Origin of the sequence: Pseudomonas meliae (assembly GCF_001400515.1) — a bacterium.
Classification (GTDB): Bacteria; Pseudomonadota; Gammaproteobacteria; order Pseudomonadales; family Pseudomonadaceae; genus Aquipseudomonas; species Aquipseudomonas amygdali.
In genome coordinates, this window is sequence record NZ_LJQT01000457.1 from 1 (window position 1) to 16,822 (window position 16,822).

Annotated in this window: 14 protein-coding genes; 12 read left to right on the top strand and 2 right to left on the bottom strand. The window is 59.9% G+C overall.

The window, feature by feature from the left end; all coding sequences use genetic code 11:
• Positions 1-156: 156 nt before the first annotated feature.
• On the bottom strand, positions 157-2,574 hold the full coding sequence (lon, locus tag ALO64_RS20815) for an endopeptidase La (RefSeq protein WP_044344723.1): 2,418 nt from the start codon (positions 2,572-2,574) through the stop codon (positions 157-159).
• A gap of 182 nt (positions 2,575-2,756) precedes the next feature.
• Between lon and ALO64_RS20820 the strand changes: the two genes are divergently transcribed.
• The 4 genes from ALO64_RS20820 to ALO64_RS20835 are packed head-to-tail and all read left to right on the top strand — an operon-like array spanning position 2,757 to position 7,089.
• Positions 2,757-3,431, top strand: a complete 675-nt coding sequence (locus ALO64_RS20820; protein ID WP_044344722.1) for a methylamine utilization protein — start codon at positions 2,757-2,759, stop codon at positions 3,429-3,431.
• Positions 3,428-5,782, top strand: coding sequence for a bifunctional diguanylate cyclase/phosphodiesterase (locus ALO64_RS20825; protein ID WP_044344721.1), 2,355 nt, complete (start codon positions 3,428-3,430; stop codon positions 5,780-5,782). The genes ALO64_RS20820 and ALO64_RS20825 overlap by 4 nt, the downstream gene beginning before the upstream one ends.
• Positions 5,783-5,785: 3 nt before the next feature.
• On the top strand, positions 5,786-6,661 hold the full coding sequence (locus ALO64_RS20830; RefSeq protein ID WP_005746589.1) for a DUF3034 family protein: 876 nt from the start codon (positions 5,786-5,788) through the stop codon (positions 6,659-6,661).
• Positions 6,661-7,089: a group I truncated hemoglobin gene (locus tag ALO64_RS20835; RefSeq protein WP_004658235.1), complete on the top strand. Its 429-nt coding sequence runs from the start codon at positions 6,661-6,663 to the stop codon at positions 7,087-7,089. The genes ALO64_RS20830 and ALO64_RS20835 overlap by 1 nt, the downstream gene beginning before the upstream one ends.
• A gap of 419 nt (positions 7,090-7,508) precedes the next feature.
• On the opposite strand, the gene ALO64_RS20840 is transcribed toward ALO64_RS20835, so the two are convergent.
• Entirely contained in the window at positions 7,509-8,501 is a 993-nt protein-coding gene (locus tag ALO64_RS20840; RefSeq protein WP_369812048.1) for a GntR family transcriptional regulator, read from the bottom strand.
• A 347-nt stretch (positions 8,502-8,848) separates the two neighbouring features.
• Between ALO64_RS20840 and ALO64_RS20845 the strand changes: the two genes are divergently transcribed.
• The 8 genes from ALO64_RS20845 (at position 8,849) to ALO64_RS20880 (ending at position 16,621) form a co-directional block, all read left to right on the top strand.
• Complete coding sequence (locus tag ALO64_RS20845; RefSeq protein WP_044344724.1) at positions 8,849-10,222, top strand: amidase; 1,374 nt, start codon at positions 8,849-8,851, stop codon at positions 10,220-10,222.
• A gap of 77 nt (positions 10,223-10,299) precedes the next feature.
• Positions 10,300-11,181: a polysaccharide deacetylase family protein gene (locus tag ALO64_RS20850; protein ID WP_002554892.1), complete on the top strand. Its 882-nt coding sequence runs from the start codon at positions 10,300-10,302 to the stop codon at positions 11,179-11,181.
• A gap of 27 nt (positions 11,182-11,208) precedes the next feature.
• Positions 11,209-12,549 carry an MFS transporter gene (locus tag ALO64_RS20855; RefSeq protein WP_044344720.1) on the top strand — a complete coding sequence of 447 codons (1,341 nt, stop codon included), beginning with the start codon at positions 11,209-11,211 and terminating at the stop codon, positions 12,547-12,549.
• Between the two features lie 10 nt (positions 12,550-12,559).
• Entirely contained in the window at positions 12,560-13,321 is a 762-nt protein-coding gene (locus tag ALO64_RS20860) for an SDR family NAD(P)-dependent oxidoreductase (protein ID WP_044344719.1), read from the top strand.
• A gap of 31 nt (positions 13,322-13,352) precedes the next feature.
• Positions 13,353-14,102 carry an SDR family NAD(P)-dependent oxidoreductase gene (locus tag ALO64_RS20865; RefSeq protein ID WP_044344718.1) on the top strand — a complete coding sequence of 250 codons (750 nt, stop codon included), beginning with the start codon at positions 13,353-13,355 and terminating at the stop codon, positions 14,100-14,102.
• A 22-nt stretch (positions 14,103-14,124) separates the two neighbouring features.
• On the top strand, positions 14,125-14,424 hold the full coding sequence (locus tag ALO64_RS20870) for a hypothetical protein (RefSeq protein WP_002554888.1): 300 nt from the start codon (positions 14,125-14,127) through the stop codon (positions 14,422-14,424).
• Positions 14,421-15,428, top strand: coding sequence for a CobW family GTP-binding protein (locus ALO64_RS20875; protein WP_044344717.1), 1,008 nt, complete (start codon positions 14,421-14,423; stop codon positions 15,426-15,428). Before ALO64_RS20870 ends, ALO64_RS20875 begins: the two co-directional genes overlap by 4 nt.
• Complete coding sequence (locus tag ALO64_RS20880; RefSeq protein ID WP_044344716.1) at positions 15,425-16,621, top strand: ABC transporter substrate-binding protein; 1,197 nt, start codon at positions 15,425-15,427, stop codon at positions 16,619-16,621. The genes ALO64_RS20875 and ALO64_RS20880 overlap by 4 nt, the downstream gene beginning before the upstream one ends.
• Positions 16,622-16,822 lie beyond the last annotated feature (201 nt).

A 16,822-nucleotide genomic window follows, 5' to 3' on the forward strand; every position in this document is an offset into this window, starting at 1 on the left:
AAATTTCTGACAGTCTCAGTCAAGTCCGCTCCCACACCCTGCGGGCAGAAGCCCCGTTGTGGGTCAGATCATTCAGCGTTAAACACACGTCCGCTTTTGATTCTGCCCGAAGGGCGCGGGAGCGAGTCAGTGTGAGACGTGCCCCCGCATCAATCTTTAAAACAACACCTTCACCACATCTGCAAAGCGCTTGGCAAAGTGAACGGTGATGCCTTCCTTGAGATAGTCCGGCAGTTCTTCGAAGTTGCCACGGTTAGGCTCCGGAAGGATCAGTTCGTGAATCTTCTGACGCCGCGCGGCAATGACTTTCTCGCGTACCCCACCGATAGGCAATACGTGCCCGGTCAGGGTCAGTTCGCCGGTCATGGCCACGCCTTTTTTCGGCGGCTGGTTACGCGCCAGGGACAGCAGGGCACTGGCCATGGTAACGCCCGCGCTAGGGCCATCTTTCGGGGTTGCACCTTCGGGAACGTGTACGTGTACAAACGCCTCATCGAAGAACTTCGCGTCGCCGCCAAACTTCGACAGGTTGGCGCTGACGTAGCTGTAGGCAATTTCAGCCGACTCTTTCATGACATCGCCCAGTTGCCCGGTCAGTTTGAAGCCGCGATTCAGGGTGTGAATGCGCGTTGCTTCAATCGGTAGCGTCGCGCCGCCCATACTGGTCCAGGCCAGACCTGTGATCACACCGGTGCCCGACAGCACCTGTTCGCTGCGAAACACCGGCATGCCCAATGACGCTTCAAGGTCTTTCGGGCCGATCTTGATCACCGAGTCAGGCGTATCCAGCAGTTTGACCACCGCTTTGCGCACCAGCTTGCCCAGTTGTTTTTCCAGATGCCGCACACCGGCTTCGCGAGCGTAGCCTTCGATGACGGCGCGCAGGGCGCTGTCGCTGATGCTCAGCTTGCTTTTGGCAACACCGGCTTTCTCCAATTGCTTTGGCCACAGGTGGCGTTTGGCAATCGCAAGCTTCTCTTCAGTGATATAGCCGGACAGGCGAATCACTTCCATGCGGTCAAGGAGCGGGCCGGGGATTGAGTCCAGGGTGTTGGCGGTGCACACGAACAGGACTTTGGAAAGGTCCAGACGCAGGTCCAGGTAGTGATCGAGGAATTCGACGTTCTGTTCCGGGTCCAGGGTTTCCAGCAGCGCAGACGCCGGGTCGCCCTGGTAGCTTTGGCCCATCTTGTCGATTTCATCGAGCATGATGACCGGGTTCATGACTTCTACATCCTTCAGCGCCTGCACCAGCTTGCCTGGCTGTGCGCCGATATAGGTACGGCGGTGGCCCTTGATTTCGGCCTCGTCGCGCATGCCGCCCACGCTCAGTCGATAGAATGGTCGCCCCAGCGACTCGGCAATCGAGCGCCCGACGCTGGTCTTGCCGACACCCGGTGGGCCCACCAGCAGGACGATCGAGCCGCTGATCTCGCCTTTATAGACACCCACTGCAAGAAACTCGAGAATGCGCGCCTTGATGTCATCCAGGCCGGCATGGTGTTGATCGAGCACTTTACGCGCGTGCTTGAGGTCCAGCTTGTCTTCGCCGTAGACACCCCACGGCAACGAACTGGTCCAGTCCAGATAATTACGCGTCACGGCGTATTCCGGCGAGCCGGTTTCCAGCACCTTGAGCTTGCCTATTTCTTCGTCGAACTTCTTGCGCGCCTGCGGTGGCAGGGTCTTGCCTTCCAGTCGCTGTTCGAACTGTTCGATGTCGGCACTACGGTCGTCCTTGCTCAGCCCCAGCTCCTGCTGAATAACCTTGAGCTGCTCCTTGAGGAAGAACTGACGCTGATGCTCGCCGATCTTGCGATTGACCTCGGCAGAAATTTCCTTCTGCAGGCGGGCGACCTCGACTTCCTTGCGCAGCATCGGCAGGACTTTCTCCATGCGCCTGAGCATCGGCACGCAGTCGAGTACCTCTTGCAGCTCGACGCCGGTGGCCGAGGTAAGGGCCGCGGCGAAGTCGGTGAGCGGCGAAGGATCATTGGGGCTGAAGCGGTTGAGGTAATTCTTCAGCTCTTCGCTGTACAGCGGGTTGAGCGGCAGCAGCTCTTTGATCGCGTTGATCAAAGCCATGCCGTAAGCCTTCACCTCGTCGGTCGGATCGTTGGGTTGCTGCGGGTATTCAACTTCCACCAGATACGGTGGGCGGTGATGCTTGAGCCAGGTACGAATGCGCACACGGCTCAAGCCTTGCGCCACAAACTGCAACCGGCCATTTTCGCGGCTGGCGTGGTGAACCTTGACCAGAGTGCCGTACTCGGGAAGCGCATCGGTCTTGAAGTGGCGCGGGTCTTCCTGAAGCGTGTCCATAAAGAACAACGCCAGCGAATGGTGCTCGGACTTGCTGACCAGTTCCAGCGTTTCGGCCCACGGTTCTTCATTGACGATAACCGGCAAGACCTGCGCCGGAAAGAACGGACGGTTGTGGATCGGGATGATGTAAACCTTGTCGGGCAGGTTCTGGCCGGGCAAGGCAAGCGAGGTGCTGTCGGAACTCAGAGACACGTTGTGCTCGTCTGCGTCATCGGGCAAATCTGGCGAGTCTGTCTGCTGGTCGCTCATGGGGCACCTGAGAAGTTGAACATGCTTCTTAGATGGGGCAGCAGCCCTCAGGTTTCAATAGTCTTGGTCGATAGTCTGTAAAGCGTGTGCAAAACTGTCATTTATTAGTTGTTGGTCCAGTCCGTGCTGGCCAGCGCTGGCTTATTTCATTTACGGCGCTGCCGTTATGGGTTGAATCAGGTATGACCAACGTATTTATTTCGGCATTACTGGCTGGACTATGGATGGCATCGGCTGCTAATGCATCGGCTTCTGCCTTTACCGCACAGGTATTCGACAAGCAGGGCAAGCCCCTTGCAGATGCAGTCGTGACGCTCAAAGGCACGGCTGATCCGTCGCCCGCTGTGCTCAAGGCTGCCATGGACCAGCGCGACCAGGAGTTTGCACCCCATGTGCTGGCTGTACATACCGGCACGCAGGTCAAGTTTCCCAACAGCGACAACATCCGCCATCAGGTTTATTCCTTTTCCCCGGCCAAGCGTTTCGAGTTGCGACTTTACGAAGGCACCCCCTCGGAACCGCTGTTGTTCGACAAGCCTGGTGTGGTAGTGCTGGGCTGCAACATCCATGACTGGATGGTCGGCTACATCTATGTCACGGACGAACCCTGGTTCGGCGTGACGGACAGCAATGGCCGGCTCAAACTCGATCAGGTGCCAGCCGGACACTACGCTGCCACGCTCTGGCATCCGCAAATTGAAGACATGCAGCCTGTATCGGGCGGTGAATTCGATGTGCCCGCATCGGGCCTCACCCAGCGTTTAAACCTCGCGGTCGAAGTGAAAGCCGAGGATAAACCCGGCAAGCCGGCCCCCGGCGGTTTCGGCGACGCTTTTCACAAGGCCGCACATGAATGAAATTTAGAGCCAGCTTTCAGGCACGCATTGCCGGGGTTCTGATTGTCCTGTTGCTGATTGTCGTGAGCGCGGTCTATCTCGCGGTCAAGGTTGCGACCGACGACGCGGTGCGCACTCAGGCCCAGGCGCAGCTGGAAGTGGGTAGCCGTGTGTTCGAGCGGCTGATTGATCTGCGCGGCAAGCGTCTGCGTGACGCCGTGCAACTGTTGGCGGCCGACTTCGGGTTTCGTGATGCTGTAGCGAGTGCCGATTCATCGACCATTCGATCGGTACTGCTCAATCATGGCAAACGCATCAACGCCAGCGATATGTTCCTGCTGGGCATGGATGGCGTGGTGGTTGCCAGTACCGAGACAGCGGTGCCGGAGGGGTCCAGGTTTGTCTATGACCAGGCGTTGCGCAACGCCAAGCTTGCCGGTCAGTCAGTGCTTATTATTCCGGGTGACGGAATACCTCATTTGCTGGTGGAAAGTACCGTGCTTGCGCCGTTGCCGATAGGCCGCGTAGTGATGGGCTTCACCATCGACAGTGGCATTGCCGAAGAGCTGCGTTCTCTCAGTGGGCTGGAAGTGTCGTTTCTCACGGTGGAAAACGGCCAGTCCGGGGAACTGATCAGCACCCAGCCGAAAGCCTTGTACGCTGGTCTGATCGAGCTGATGCGCAGTTCCTCTGAAGGGCAGATGCTGCTGACCGAGCAAGCGAACCTCAACTTTCTCAGTCAAACGCTGATGCTGGCCAAAAGCAGCAATGGCGACGACGGACAAGTGATCGCGCTGTTGCAGAGCCCGCTGGACAAGGCTTATCAAGCGTTTGCACCGCTGAATGAAAAGATTTTCTGGATTTCCATGATCGCATTGCTGGCGTCGCTGCTGGGTACGCTGGCGCTGGCCCGCAGCGTGTCGCTGCCGGTGCAGGAGTTGGCTATTGCGGCCAAACGTATTGGCGATGGCGACTATAAAACGCCGGTAACCCTGGTGCGCAGTGACGAATTGGGCATGCTCGCCGACGCGATCAACACCATGCAACAGGGCATCGCCGTGCGCGAAGGCCAGTTGGCTCACAACGCTCTGCACGACAACCTGACCGGCCTGCCCAATCGAGCGTTGGTGATGGAACGTCTTGGCAGTTTGATTGCGGCAAATCGCACGGTCGCCTTGCTGTACCTAGGCATCGAGAACCTGGCCACGATCAACGAAAGTGTGGGTGCCGAAGGCGTTGAGCAACTGTTACGCCAGTTGGGGCAGCGTTTGCAGGGCAATTTGCGGTCTGGCGACACGGTGGCACGGCTGAGTGCCAACGAGTTTTTGCTGTTGCTGGACAACACTGCCAGTGACGGCGCGGTGGGCATGGCCGACGCCGTGCAGCGCTTGCTCAGCGAGCCGCAACGTATCGACAACCATGATCTGATGCTTGAGTGCTGCATAGGCATCACGGTTTATCCGGAACACGGTGATTCGGCTCAGGAACTGGTCAACCGTGCGGCGATTGCACGCAAGGACGCAGCGTTCATTCCCGGTCGCCTGCAGATCTACCAGGACGGACGTGACCTCGCTCACCAGCGTCAGATATGTCTGATCCGCGACCTGCGCAAGGCTCCGCAGAATGGCGAACTGATGCTCCATTACCAACCCAAACTGGATATCCGTCAGGGCTATGTTCGTCAGGCGGAAGCCCTGCTGCGCTGGACTCACCCGCGCTTTGGCAATGTTTCGCCAGCCGAATTCATTGTGCTCGCCGAGCGCACCGGCAGTATCAACCTGCTGACCAACTGGGTTATCGAAGAGGCAATGCGTCAGTTGGCCGAATGGCGCCAGCGCGGTCTGGTGCTGCAGGTATCGGTCAACATTTCCGCCGACGACCTGCTGGGCGACGATCTGGCCGGTTATGTCATGAAACTGCTCAAGCAATACGCGGTGCCTGCCGAACAACTGGTATTCGAGATAACCGAGAGCGCGGTCATGAGCGAGCCGGAGAAAGCCCTGGTGGTTCTGCATCGTCTACGCGACTGCGGTATCAGCCTGTCGGTCGATGACTTCGGCACCGGTTACTCGTCACTGGCCCACTTGAAGCGTCTGCCAGTGCAGGAGTTGAAAATCGACCAGTCTTTCGTGCGCAACCTGGATGAAACCAGCGAAGACGCGGTGATCGTGCGGTCGACCATCGAAATGAGCCATAACCTCGGACTCAAGGTGGTGGCAGAGGGTGTCGAGTACCAACACAGTCTGGACCTGCTCCGGCGTTGGCATTGCGATACGGCCCAGGGTTACCTGATCAGTCGACCGCTGACGGCGTCAGCATTCGAGGCATGGATTGCTACGTATCAGGCATCACCCAGTCTTATGGTGAATTAATCCATGTCCTACAAGACATCATTACTGTTGGGTTATCTTTTGGCGGGTGTGGCAGGGGTTGCCCCGACGCTCGCGCTGGGCGACAACGGCCGACTTATCGCCACGGGTGGCGCAACCAGTATTGAGGGCAGCGCCGGTGGCGGTATCACCCCATGGGCGGTGATCACCGGTTACAGCGAGCAAGGCGAGTGGGGGGCGACAGCCTTCGCCACGCACATCAATCTGCCGGACTACAACCTTGATGTGGCAGGCCTCGCCGTCGCCTATGGCAACCGCGTCGAGTTTTCCTATGCTCACCAACGTTTCGATATCAGCAACCTGCAGCACAGGCTCAGCCTGCCGGACGACAACCTCAGCCAGGACGTGTTCGGCGTCAAAGTGCGCCTGTTCGGCGACCTGATCTATGAAAGCCTGCCGCAGGTTTCCCTGGGCGTGCAGTATAAGCATCAGAACGATTTCCTGATCCCGAGTCTGGTGGGGGCCAAGCGTGATTCGGATGTCGAAGGGTATCTGACGGCCAGTCGGCTGTTCATGGGCGCGGCGTTTGGCTACAACGTCGTGGTCAACGGTGGCATGCGTTATAGCCGCGCCAACGAAACCGGTCTGCTCGGGTTTGGCGGGGACCGGCGTGACAGTCGCAGTCTGCTCAAGGAGGGCTCGGTAGCGGTGCTGTTCAATCCGCGCTGGGCGCTTGGCGTCGAATATCGCGAAAAGCCGGATAATCTTTCGTTTGCTGGCGAGAGCGACTGGGCAGATGTGTTTCTCGGTTATTTCCCCAACAAGCATCTGTCCGTTGTATTGGCCTACGCCCGTCTGGGCGAAATCGCCACGCTGGATAACCAGAACGGCACTTATCTGTCTGTGCAGGGGAGTTTCTGATGAGACGCTTGCTGATCTGTCTGATGCTGACGGTGCTGGCCGGTTGCGCCCAACAGCAACAGCCCCCCAAGGATGACAGTCTTTATCGAGACCTTGGCCAGCGTGCCGGCATCCAGCGCATCGTCGAAGGCATGCTCATGAACGTGGCCAGGGATGACCGGATTGTCGAGCGCTTCAAGAAAGTCGACATCGTGCGTCTGCGCGACAAACTGGTCGAGCAACTCTGTGTCGAAGCGGGCGGCCCGTGCCGTTACACCGGTGACAGCATGGCCGAGTCGCACAAGGGCCAGAACCTTACCCCCAGCGATTTCAACGCGCTGGTTGAAAACCTGATCGCAGCGATGGACACCGAGAACGTCCCGGTTCCGGTCCAGAACCGTTTGATTGCCCGGTTGGCGCCAATGCGTGGCGACGTGGTTGGCAAGTAATCTTTAAATGCACTCTGACTATCGTGCCAACGCTCCGCGTCCAGAACGGCGTTCCCACGCTGGAGCGTGCGGAACGATAATCTTCAGGGAGAGCGCTTACGCGAGAACACTATCGTGCCAATACTCCGCGTTGGCATGCCGTTGGTGATGCTCAGCGTCACAAATCGCCGTCGCGCCGCGCGCTCAGGATTGGACGCAGAGCATCCAGAACGGCGTTCCCACGCTGGAGCGTGCGGAACGATAATCTTCAGGGAGAGCACTTACGCGAGAACACTATCGTGCCAATGCTCCGCGTTGGCATGCCGTTGGTGATGCTCAGCGTCACAAATCGCCGTCGCGCCGCGCGCTCAGGATTGGACGCAGAGCGTCCAGAACGGAGTTCCCACTGGAGCGTGTGCAATGAGTCTTCCAGCCACGCCTCAACTCAACCGCGTCAGGTACCCCGGCACTTCCTGCTCCGGCAGTACCGACAGCACTTTCAGGCGCTGGAGCATGCGCTGCCGGGCGCGTTGCAGGTGCTCCTTGAGGTTCAAGGCCGCGGCGTCGAAAGCACCGTGCAGCAGCAACTCAATGATCAGCCGGTGCTCGGCCAGCATCGCTTCATCCGCGCCAATTTCCAGCAACCGGTAGAAAATCCGGTTGATGATCATCGGGCTCTGCGCCTGACTGATCAGAGTAGCGATCTTGCGGTTTTGCAGGCCGCTCAGACACTGCTGATGCAGGTCGTCCTCAAGGCGCTCTATTTCCTCCAGGCTGCACTGTTCGGCATTTTGCGCTTGAATGACTCTGGCCAGCATGGCCTCCAGAGTTTCGCGACTCAGCTGCGGCGCGGTCTGGCGCAGGGCTTCGGGCTCAAGGCAGGCGCGCAGTTCGTAGTCTTCGGTGATTTCCCGGGCCGTCAACGGCCCCGCCAGCCATTGCGAGTAAGGCTCTTTTTCCACTAGGCCGCGATCCCGCAGACGCATCAGCGCCTCACGAACCACTGCGCGGCTCACTCCGTAGTGCTGCGCGGCGCTTTGTTCATCCAGCCGATAATGACCAAAGGCGATACAGGCCGACAGCGCCGCGCCGATCTCGTCATGAATACGTTCGCCGAGTGGGCGGGTGTCGACCAGCTCTTCGCTGCTGTCCAGCCCGAACTGCTTGTGGCTCAGGCTTAACCGCAACGGCTCGACTTCCCCGGCGTCAGGATTGACCAGGTAACCCCGGCCATCGAAACGGCTGATCAAGCCTTCTTCATGCAGCAGATTGAGCGCCTTGCGCACCGGCACCCGGCTGGTGCCGAACAGTTCTGCCAACGGTGCTTCAAGCAGCACCAGTCCATTGGCAGCCGCACCCGAGACGATTGCGTTACGCAACACCTCACGGATCGTGGCGTAACGCGACGCGGTGCGCGTGTCCTCTTCTGACATCGGTTTCATACACTTCTGGCGGTTGACGGGCAATTCTCGCACAGATGCGCCGTTGTCACCCTGGGCCACGTCCTGATGCTCGCTCATGGGGCCACCGTTACTTTTTTGCACTGAAATGTACCTTTTGTAAAAGATACATTATTTCTTTATGACGATCCTGTTCGCTCACGACGCCTTATCGCAACTGATTGATGCCTTTGCAGAAAGGTTTCTAGTACGGCGTTTCCAGCGCGAAAGGGTCGTCAGCTCGATCGGGTCAGGGCGTCGCGACATGCAGATTGGCATGGAATCTGCCTTTGTTAAATGTACATTTTATTAATAAGTACATTTTTGAGGGTGTGATGTCCATGATCGATACCGGGAGTCACAGCGTTACCGGTGATGCCTGCGCACTGGCCGAGGATTTTGCCCAAGGGCGCAGTGACCCTGTGCAGGCTCTGGACAAGGCGCTGCAACAGGCGGCACGCGCCGATCATGTGTTCATTTCCATGAGTATCGAACGGGCACGCAGGGAAGCCGAAGCGTCTGCGGCCCACTGGCAGCAAGGGCAGCCATTGAGCCCCTTCGACGGCGTGCCCATCGCCTGGAAGGATCTTTTCGACGTGGCAGGCAGCGTCACAACCGCCGGTGCTGCGGTGCGCAACAAGCTGTCCCCCGCGCTGCTGGATGCGCCGAGTGTCGGGCTGCTGGCACGGTCCGGGATGGTCAGCCTGGGCAAGACCAATCTCAGTGAATTCGCTTATTCAGGGCTGGGCCTGAACCCGCATTTCGGTACGCCGATCAACCCCAACAGCGACGGCTCGCCACGTATTCCTGGCGGTTCGTCTTCGGGTTCGGCAGTCGCCGTCGCCAACGGAACCGTACCGATCGCCATGGGCACCGATACCGCCGGTTCTATTCGTGTGCCGGCAGCGCTCAACGGTCTGGTGGGGTTTCGCAGCACCAGCCGCCGCTATAGCCGCGACGGCGTTTTCCCGCTGGCGCTGACGCTGGACAGCGTCGGGCCACTGACCCGCAGTGTGCGCGACGCTCTGGTGATCGACGATCTGCTCTGTGCGCGCAGCAAACCTTCATCGTTGATACCACGCAGCCTGGCCGGTCAACGTTTCCTGCTCGATCAGGCGGTGCTGGAAGACGAACGCGTCACGCCGGCCGTTCGCGACAACCTGTTGCGTGCTGTTGAAGCCTTGCGTGCAAGCGGTGCGCTGATCGAGGTCAAGCCTTGCCAGGCATTTCAGGCCACGTTGCTGTTAACCCAGCAACACGGCTGGCTTGGTGCAGCCGAGGCGTTCGCGCTGCATCAGGCGTTGCTCGACAGCGACGCCGCCAGCCAGCTCGACCCCAGAGTGCGCAAGCGTCTGGAGGCCGCACGGCATATGCCCGCCAGCCTGCTGGTCAATCTGTACGCCGCGCGCGAACGTTTGCAGGAGCAATTGACCCTCGAACTCGATGGCGCGCTGCTGATTACTCCAACTGTTGCTCATGTGGCGCCGCCGCTCGTGCCCCTGTTGAACGACGAAGAGCTGTTCATTCAAACCAACCTCGCCACGCTGCGCCTGACCATGCCAGGCAGCCTGCTGAACATGCCCGGCGTGTCGCTGCCCAGCGGCAGTGATGCCTCGGGCCTGCCCACCGCAGTGTTGCTTAGCGCTCCGGCGGGGGAAGACGCAAGGTTGCTACGCGCAGCGCTGGCCGTGGAAGCACTGATCGCAGCCCCTTGAACAACCTGTGAATTTTGAAACCGGTCCGCGTGCCGTACAGCGCGAAGCCGATCTGATTAACCCGTGGAAGAACAAAGATGGCCAAAGAAATTCTGTGTGCGTTTGGTGTGGATGTAGATGCGGTAGCGGGCTGGTTGGGCTCCTATGGCGGCGAGGATTCGCCGGACGACATTTCCCGCGGCCTGTTCGCCGGTGAAGTCGGCGCTCCGCGTCTGCTCAAGCTGTTCGAGCGTTACGGTCTGCGCACCACCTGGTTCATTCCGGGGCACTCCATGGAGACCTTCCCCGAGCAGATGAAAGCCGTGGCGGATGCCGGGCATGAAATCGGTGTGCATGGTTACAGCCATGAAAACCCGATTGCGATGACCCCGGAGCAGGAAGAGATCGTCCTCGACAAGTCCATCGACCTGATCACGCAAATGACCGGCAAACGCCCGACCGGCTATGTCGCGCCATGGTGGGAGTTCAGCAACGTCACCAACGAGCTGCTGCTCAAGAAAGGCATCAAGTACGACCACAGCCTGATGCACAACGACTTCCACCCTTACTACGTTCGGGTGGGCGACAAGTGGACCAAAATCGATTACAGCCAGCATCCGGATACCTGGATGAAGCCGCTGGTACGTGGCGAAGAAACCGATCTGGTGGAAATTCCGGCCAACTGGTACCTGGACGATCTGCCACCGATGATGTTCATCAAGAAGGCACCGAACAGCCACGGTTTCGTCAACCCTCGGCACCTGGAAGAAATGTGGCGCGACCAGTTCGACTGGGTCTATCGCGAACACGAACACGCTGTATTCACCATGACCATTCACCCGGACGTGTCTGGTCGCCCGCAAGTGCTGCTGATGCTGGAGCGCTTGATCGAGCACATTCAGAGCCATGCTGGCGTCAAGTTCGTCACTTTCGACGAGATTGCCGACGATTTCGTGCGTCGCAATCCCCGTACCCGCTGATTCATTGCCCTGTCCGAGGCGTCACTCATGTCCATTTACAACAAGCTCGACCTGACCGGCTGGAAACCTGAGCAACTGACTCCGGAGCAAGTACGGTTCGCCACATGGATTGCGTTTTTCGCGTGGGTGTTTGCGGTATATGACTTCATTCTGTTTGGCACGCTGTTACCGGAAATCGGTCGGCACTTCAGCTGGAGTGAGGTCGAACAGGCCGAAATTGCGACCTGGGTCGCGGTCGGCACAGCGGTGGTGGCACTGGCCATCGGTCCGCTGGTAGATCGCCTGGGACGGCGCGTGGGTATCATTTTCACCGTGAGCGGTTCGGCGATCTGCTCGGCGCTCACGGCCATCGGCGGATCATGGGGCAAGTCGCCCCTGATCCTGATTCGTGCGCTGGGCGGTCTGGGTTATGCCGAAGAAACGGTCAACGCGACCTACCTGAGCGAAATCTACGCGGCATCCGACGACCCGCGTCTGGCCAAGCGCCGTGGCTTCATCTACAGCCTGGTGCAGGGCGGCTGGCCGGTCGGCGCTTTGATCGCAGCAGGGCTGACCGCCGTGCTGCTGCCGATCATTGGCTGGCAGGGTTGCTTCGTGTTCGCGGCCATCCCGGCCATCGTCATCGCGATCCTGGCGCGCAAGCTCAAAGAGAGCCCGCAGTTTCAGATCCATCAACGTATTACTCAGTTGCGCAAGAAGGGCGACGTGAGCCAGGCACGGGCTGTGGCGCAAACCTACGGGGTCGATTACGACGAGCACAGCAAGGCCGGTATCGGCGCGGCCTTCCGCGGTTTTTCGTGCCGCGCCACGCTGGTGATCGGTGCTGCGATCCTGCTCAACTGGGCGGCGATTCAGGTGTTCAGTGTGCTGGGCACAACGGTGATCGTCAGCGTTCACCACATCTCGTTCGAGAACTCGCTGATCATTCTGGTGCTGTCCAACCTGGTGGGTTATTGCGGTTACCTGTGTCACGGCTGGATGGGCGACCGAATCGGTCGTCGTAACGTGATCGGTCTTGGCTGGATGCTGGGTGGTCTGGCGTTCGCCGGCATGCTCTACGGGCCTAGCAACATGGTGACGGTCGTTGGCTTGTACAGCCTTGGGCTGTTCTTTCTGATCGGCCCTTACTCGGCGGCCTTGTTCTTCATCAGCGAAAGCTTCCCGACCAGCATTCGTGCAACGGGCGGCGCAATCATCCACGCCATGGGCCCGCTCGGTGCTGTGGTCGCAGGCTTCGGTGCCACGTCGGTATTGAGTGCAGGCGGAGACTGGCAGACCTCGGCGTTGTACTTCGGCGCAGTGCCTTGCTTCCTGTCGGGTGCACTGATGTTTGCGGCCAGGCATGTGCGACCTGAAACCGTGAAATGAGGAGCAACACATGATTCGTAAAGTTGCAGTAGTAACCGGTGCCGCCAGCGGCATCGGCCAGGCGCTGGCAGTGGCGTTTGCCCGCCAGGGTGTGGCGGTGGCAGGCGGATTCTATCCGGCTGACCCGCATGATCCGAATGAAACCCGCAGGCTGGTGGAGGCGGCGGGTGGCGAATGCCTGATGCTGCCGCTGGACGTGACCAGCACCGAGTCGGTCGACGATCTGGCTGCGGCTGCGATCAAGGCCTATGGCCGAATCGATTACGCAGTGGCCAATGCCGGACTGTTGCGTCGTGCGCCCTTGCTGGAAATGACCGACGAACGCTGGGACGAAATGCTCGACGTGGACCTGACCGGGGTGATGCGTACTTTCCGCGCCGCCGCCCGGCATATGGGCGAGGGCGGTTCGCTGGTGGCGATCTCATCGATTGCCGGTGGTGTCTACGGCTGGCAGGACCATTCCCATTACGCCGCCGCCAAGGCGGGTGTGCCAGGGCTGTGTCGCTCGCTGGCAGTGGAACTGGCGCCCAAGGGCATCCGCTGCAATGCGGTGATTCCCGGTTTGATCGAAACGCCACAGTCGCTGGACAGCAAGAACTCGCTGGGCCCTGAGGGTCTGGCGCAGGCGGCCAAGGCCATTCCGCTGGGTAGAGTAGGCCGAGCGGACGAAGTCGCTGCGCTGGTACGTTTTCTGTGCAGCGACGAAGCCAGTTACCTGACCGGGCAAAGCATCGTGATCGACGGCGGCCTGACCGTGCGCTGGCCGGGGTAGATCACGCAAATTCAACCAAGGAACCCGACCCATGCAACAGCTCAAACAAAAACGTGCGGTGATCACGGGTGCAGGCAGCGGCATTGGTGCTGCCATCGCGCTTGCCTACGCGAGTGAAGGTGCGCATCTGGTGCTGGGCGATCGTGATCCGTTCACTCTGGACAAGGTTGCCGAACACTGCCGTCAGCTCGGCGCGCAGGTGCACGAATGCGTGGCCGACGTCGGCAGCGTCGAGGGGGCGCAGGCCAGTGTCGATGCCTGTGTCGAGCATTTTGGCGGCATCGACATTCTGGTCAATAACGCCGGCATGCTGACCCAGGCACGTTGCGTCGACCTGAGCATCCAGATGTGGAATGACATGCTGCGCGTCGACCTGACCAGCGTATTTGTGGCCAGCCAGCGCGCCTTGCCGCACATGATTGCCCAGCGTTGGGGACGCATCATCAATGTTGCCTCGCAACTGGGCATCAAAGGCGGTGCCGAGTTGACCCATTACGCTGCTGCCAAGGCCGGGGTGATCGGTTTCAGCAAATCCCTTGCGCTGGAAGTCGCCAAGGACAACGTGCTGGTCAATGCCATCGCTCCCGGCCCTATCGAAACACCGCTGGTCGCCGGGATCAGCAGCGCGTGGAAAACCGCCAAGGCTGCCGAGTTGCCGCTGGGGCGTTTCGGTCTGGCCGAGGAAGTTGCGCCGGTGGCGGTGCTCTTGGCCAGCGAGCCGGGTGGCAACCTGTTCGTCGGCCAGACGCTAGGCCCCAATTCCGGCGACGTCATGCCATGAGCAAACTGCTGGAGAACACCTGATGTGTGGATTGTGCGGGCTGTTGGGCGAAGATGTGCACTGGAGCGACCCACTGGCTGCCGAACTGCCCTGGCGGCGTGAGCGTTTGCGGCGTATTGCCGCGATCAACAAGGTGGTGGCTCCTTTTCGCCTTAAGGTCGAAGACTTTCAGGGCGTTTCCTACCTTCTGCTGGGGGCCACCGGCAAGCAGGAACTGGCGACCGGCCTGGAGCAGCTCTGGCAGAAAGCCGAGTTACTGATTGGTCGCCCGCTCGACCCGCTGGATTCCCGTTTGCTCGACCATCTGCAGAGGTCATCATGAGCCTTGCTCTCAATGTGATTACCGGCTTTCTCGGCAGCGGCAAGACCACGTTGCTCAAACGCCTGCTGGCCGATGAAGACATGGGCGAAACTGCGCTGTTAATCAACGAATTCGGCGATGTCGGTATCGATCATCTGCTGGTTGAAGAGGTTGCTCCGGATACCGTTCTGCTGCCCAGCGGTTGTGTCTGCTGCACCGTCAGGGGGGAGCTGAAAGATGCGTTGCTCGGCCTTCTGGAGCGACGTAATCGTGGCGAGATTCCAGCGTTTCGCCGGGTGATCCTGGAGACCACCGGCCTTGCGGATCCCGCACCGATTCTCACCACGCTGAGCAATGACCCGCAACTGCGCGGGCGTTTTCATATCGGCCTGATCGTCACGTTGGTGGACGCCTGCCACGCAACACTGCAAGAGCGTCTGCATCCGGAATGGCTGGCTCAGATCGCGGCGGCGGACCGGCTGTTGTTGAGCAAGACCGATCTGCTCGATCAGCCCGCACTGGATGCGCTTCGTCAGCACCTGCAAGCGCTGAATTTCTCTGCACCGCTGCGGGATACTGCGCAGATCCACAGTGGCGATCAACTGTTGCTGGGCGAGGGCATGCGCAGCGACGAACCGGCCGCTGAAGTGACGCGTTGGCAACTGCATCGGGTGCTGTCGACTTCCGCGCGGCATGGTGATGCGCAGGTCTGTTGCCTGACGTTCGAGCGGCCTTTGGACTGGGTCGGTTTCGGGGTGTGGCTGTCGATGCTGTTAAGATGCCACGGTGACCGAATCCTCCGTGTCAAAGGACTGCTCAACGTGAACGACAACCAGGCTCCCATCGTGATTCATGGTGTGCAGCATTGCCTGCATGCGCCGGTGCATCTTGCAGCCTGGCCAGGAGAGGATCGTACCTCCCGGCTGGTGTTCATCCTGCGCGGTCTTGATCCCGAGTTGCTGCGTCGTTCATTCGAAGTGTTTTCCAGCAGCTTCGCGCCATCACTCAGCGAGTCTGCGGCATGACCATTACCTTGCGTGTGCTGGGTACGTCCGTGACCTTGCTGGAGTCCTTGCGTGAGCGGGCCGAGCAGGAACTGGGCATCAAGCTGATCTATCAGATCCATGACGTGCAGACCGCGCAACGCATCGCGGTCATGCAGCCCGACAGCTACGACCTTTACGATCAGTGGTTTCATAACGTTGATTTCGTCTGGCCTGCGCGGGCCATTCAACCCATCGACACGCGGCGCATCGCGCTTTGGCACGAAATCAACGACCTGCCCAAACAGGGGCGACTAAGACCCACCGATCAACCGGGCAGCGGCAGTGTGCCCAGCGAACGTCTGTTCGTGCAGCACGATGGCAGCCTGGGCAGTGCGGTGACTGAGCGCATCAGTATGTTGCCGCTGACTCACAACGCCGACAGTTTCGCCTATCGCCCCGAGCGTTTGCCGGATGGGCTGAGTCCTGCTGACGAAAGTTGGGGCTGGTTGCTCGACCCTGTGTGGGGTGGGCGCATCGCCTTGCAGAGCGACGCTGCTATCGGCGCACTGGATGCCGCATTGGCTGTGCAGGGCGCTGGGCTGGCGGCGTTCAAGGACATCGGCAACATGAGCATCGAAGAAATCGACGTGTTGGCCGACGTGCTGGTGCGCAAACAGCAGCAAGGGCATTTTGGCGCGTTCTGGTCAGACGACGAAGAAGCCGCCGAACTGATGCTCAGCCCGACCATCGACATTCAGAGCCTCTGGTCACCGACCCTGGTCAGGTTGCACCGCGCGGGTGTGAAGTACCGCGTGGCAGTGCCCAAAGAGGGTTATCGCGGCTGGTTCGGCGTGCTGTCTTTATCGCGCCACGCCAAAGGCCCGGTGCTGGATGCAGCCTACGCCTACCTGAACTGGTGGCTGTCCGGCTGGCCGGGCGCAGTGATGGCGCGGCAGGGGTATTACATCGGCAATCCGGCGCGCAGTCGTGATCATCTGAGTGCCGCAGAATGGGATTACTGGTACGCCGGTCTGCCCGCCCGCGAGCAACTGCTCGGCAGCGACGGCCTGCCACTGATCGACGCCGGAGAGATCCGCGACGGCGGTTCCTACGAGGAACGCATGGGCCACATTGCAGTGTGGAACTCGGTCATGAACGAACACAACTACCTGGTCCGCCGCTGGAACGATATCCTGCGCGCCAGTGGCAAAAGCAGCGCCAAAGCGCGTTAGGCACGCATTCAAAAGCGGACGCAGAGCGTCCAGAACGGCATTTCCACGCTGGAGCGTGCGGAACGATAATCGTCAGAGCACCATCGTGCCAATGCTCTGCGTTGGCATGCAGTTCGTGACGCTCCGCGTCACAGGTCTGCGCCGCACCGCACATTCAAGAGAGGACGCAGAGCGCCCAGAGCGGCATTCCCACGCTGGAGC

What these genes read in the sequence shown, in the direction of transcription:
- lon (WP_044344723.1), bottom strand. Translation starts at nt 2,574, where the DNA reads ATGAGCGACCAGCAGACAGACTCGCCAGATTTGCCCGATGACGCAGAC.
- ALO64_RS20820 (WP_044344722.1), top strand. Translation starts at nt 2,757, where the DNA reads ATGACCAACGTATTTATTTCGGCATTACTGGCTGGACTATGGATGGCA.
- ALO64_RS20825 (WP_044344721.1), top strand. Translation starts at nt 3,428, where the DNA reads ATGAAATTTAGAGCCAGCTTTCAGGCACGCATTGCCGGGGTTCTGATT.
- ALO64_RS20830 (WP_005746589.1), top strand. Translation starts at nt 5,786, where the DNA reads ATGTCCTACAAGACATCATTACTGTTGGGTTATCTTTTGGCGGGTGTG.
- ALO64_RS20835 (WP_004658235.1), top strand. Translation starts at nt 6,661, where the DNA reads ATGAGACGCTTGCTGATCTGTCTGATGCTGACGGTGCTGGCCGGTTGC.
- ALO64_RS20840 (WP_369812048.1), bottom strand. Translation starts at nt 8,501, where the DNA reads ATGTCAGAAGAGGACACGCGCACCGCGTCGCGTTACGCCACGATCCGT.
- ALO64_RS20845 (WP_044344724.1), top strand. Translation starts at nt 8,849, where the DNA reads ATGATCGATACCGGGAGTCACAGCGTTACCGGTGATGCCTGCGCACTG.
- ALO64_RS20850 (WP_002554892.1), top strand. Translation starts at nt 10,300, where the DNA reads ATGGCCAAAGAAATTCTGTGTGCGTTTGGTGTGGATGTAGATGCGGTA.
- ALO64_RS20855 (WP_044344720.1), top strand. Translation starts at nt 11,209, where the DNA reads ATGTCCATTTACAACAAGCTCGACCTGACCGGCTGGAAACCTGAGCAA.
- ALO64_RS20860 (WP_044344719.1), top strand. Translation starts at nt 12,560, where the DNA reads ATGATTCGTAAAGTTGCAGTAGTAACCGGTGCCGCCAGCGGCATCGGC.
- ALO64_RS20865 (WP_044344718.1), top strand. Translation starts at nt 13,353, where the DNA reads ATGCAACAGCTCAAACAAAAACGTGCGGTGATCACGGGTGCAGGCAGC.
- ALO64_RS20870 (WP_002554888.1), top strand. Translation starts at nt 14,125, where the DNA reads ATGTGTGGATTGTGCGGGCTGTTGGGCGAAGATGTGCACTGGAGCGAC.
- ALO64_RS20875 (WP_044344717.1), top strand. Translation starts at nt 14,421, where the DNA reads ATGAGCCTTGCTCTCAATGTGATTACCGGCTTTCTCGGCAGCGGCAAG.
- ALO64_RS20880 (WP_044344716.1), top strand. Translation starts at nt 15,425, where the DNA reads ATGACCATTACCTTGCGTGTGCTGGGTACGTCCGTGACCTTGCTGGAG.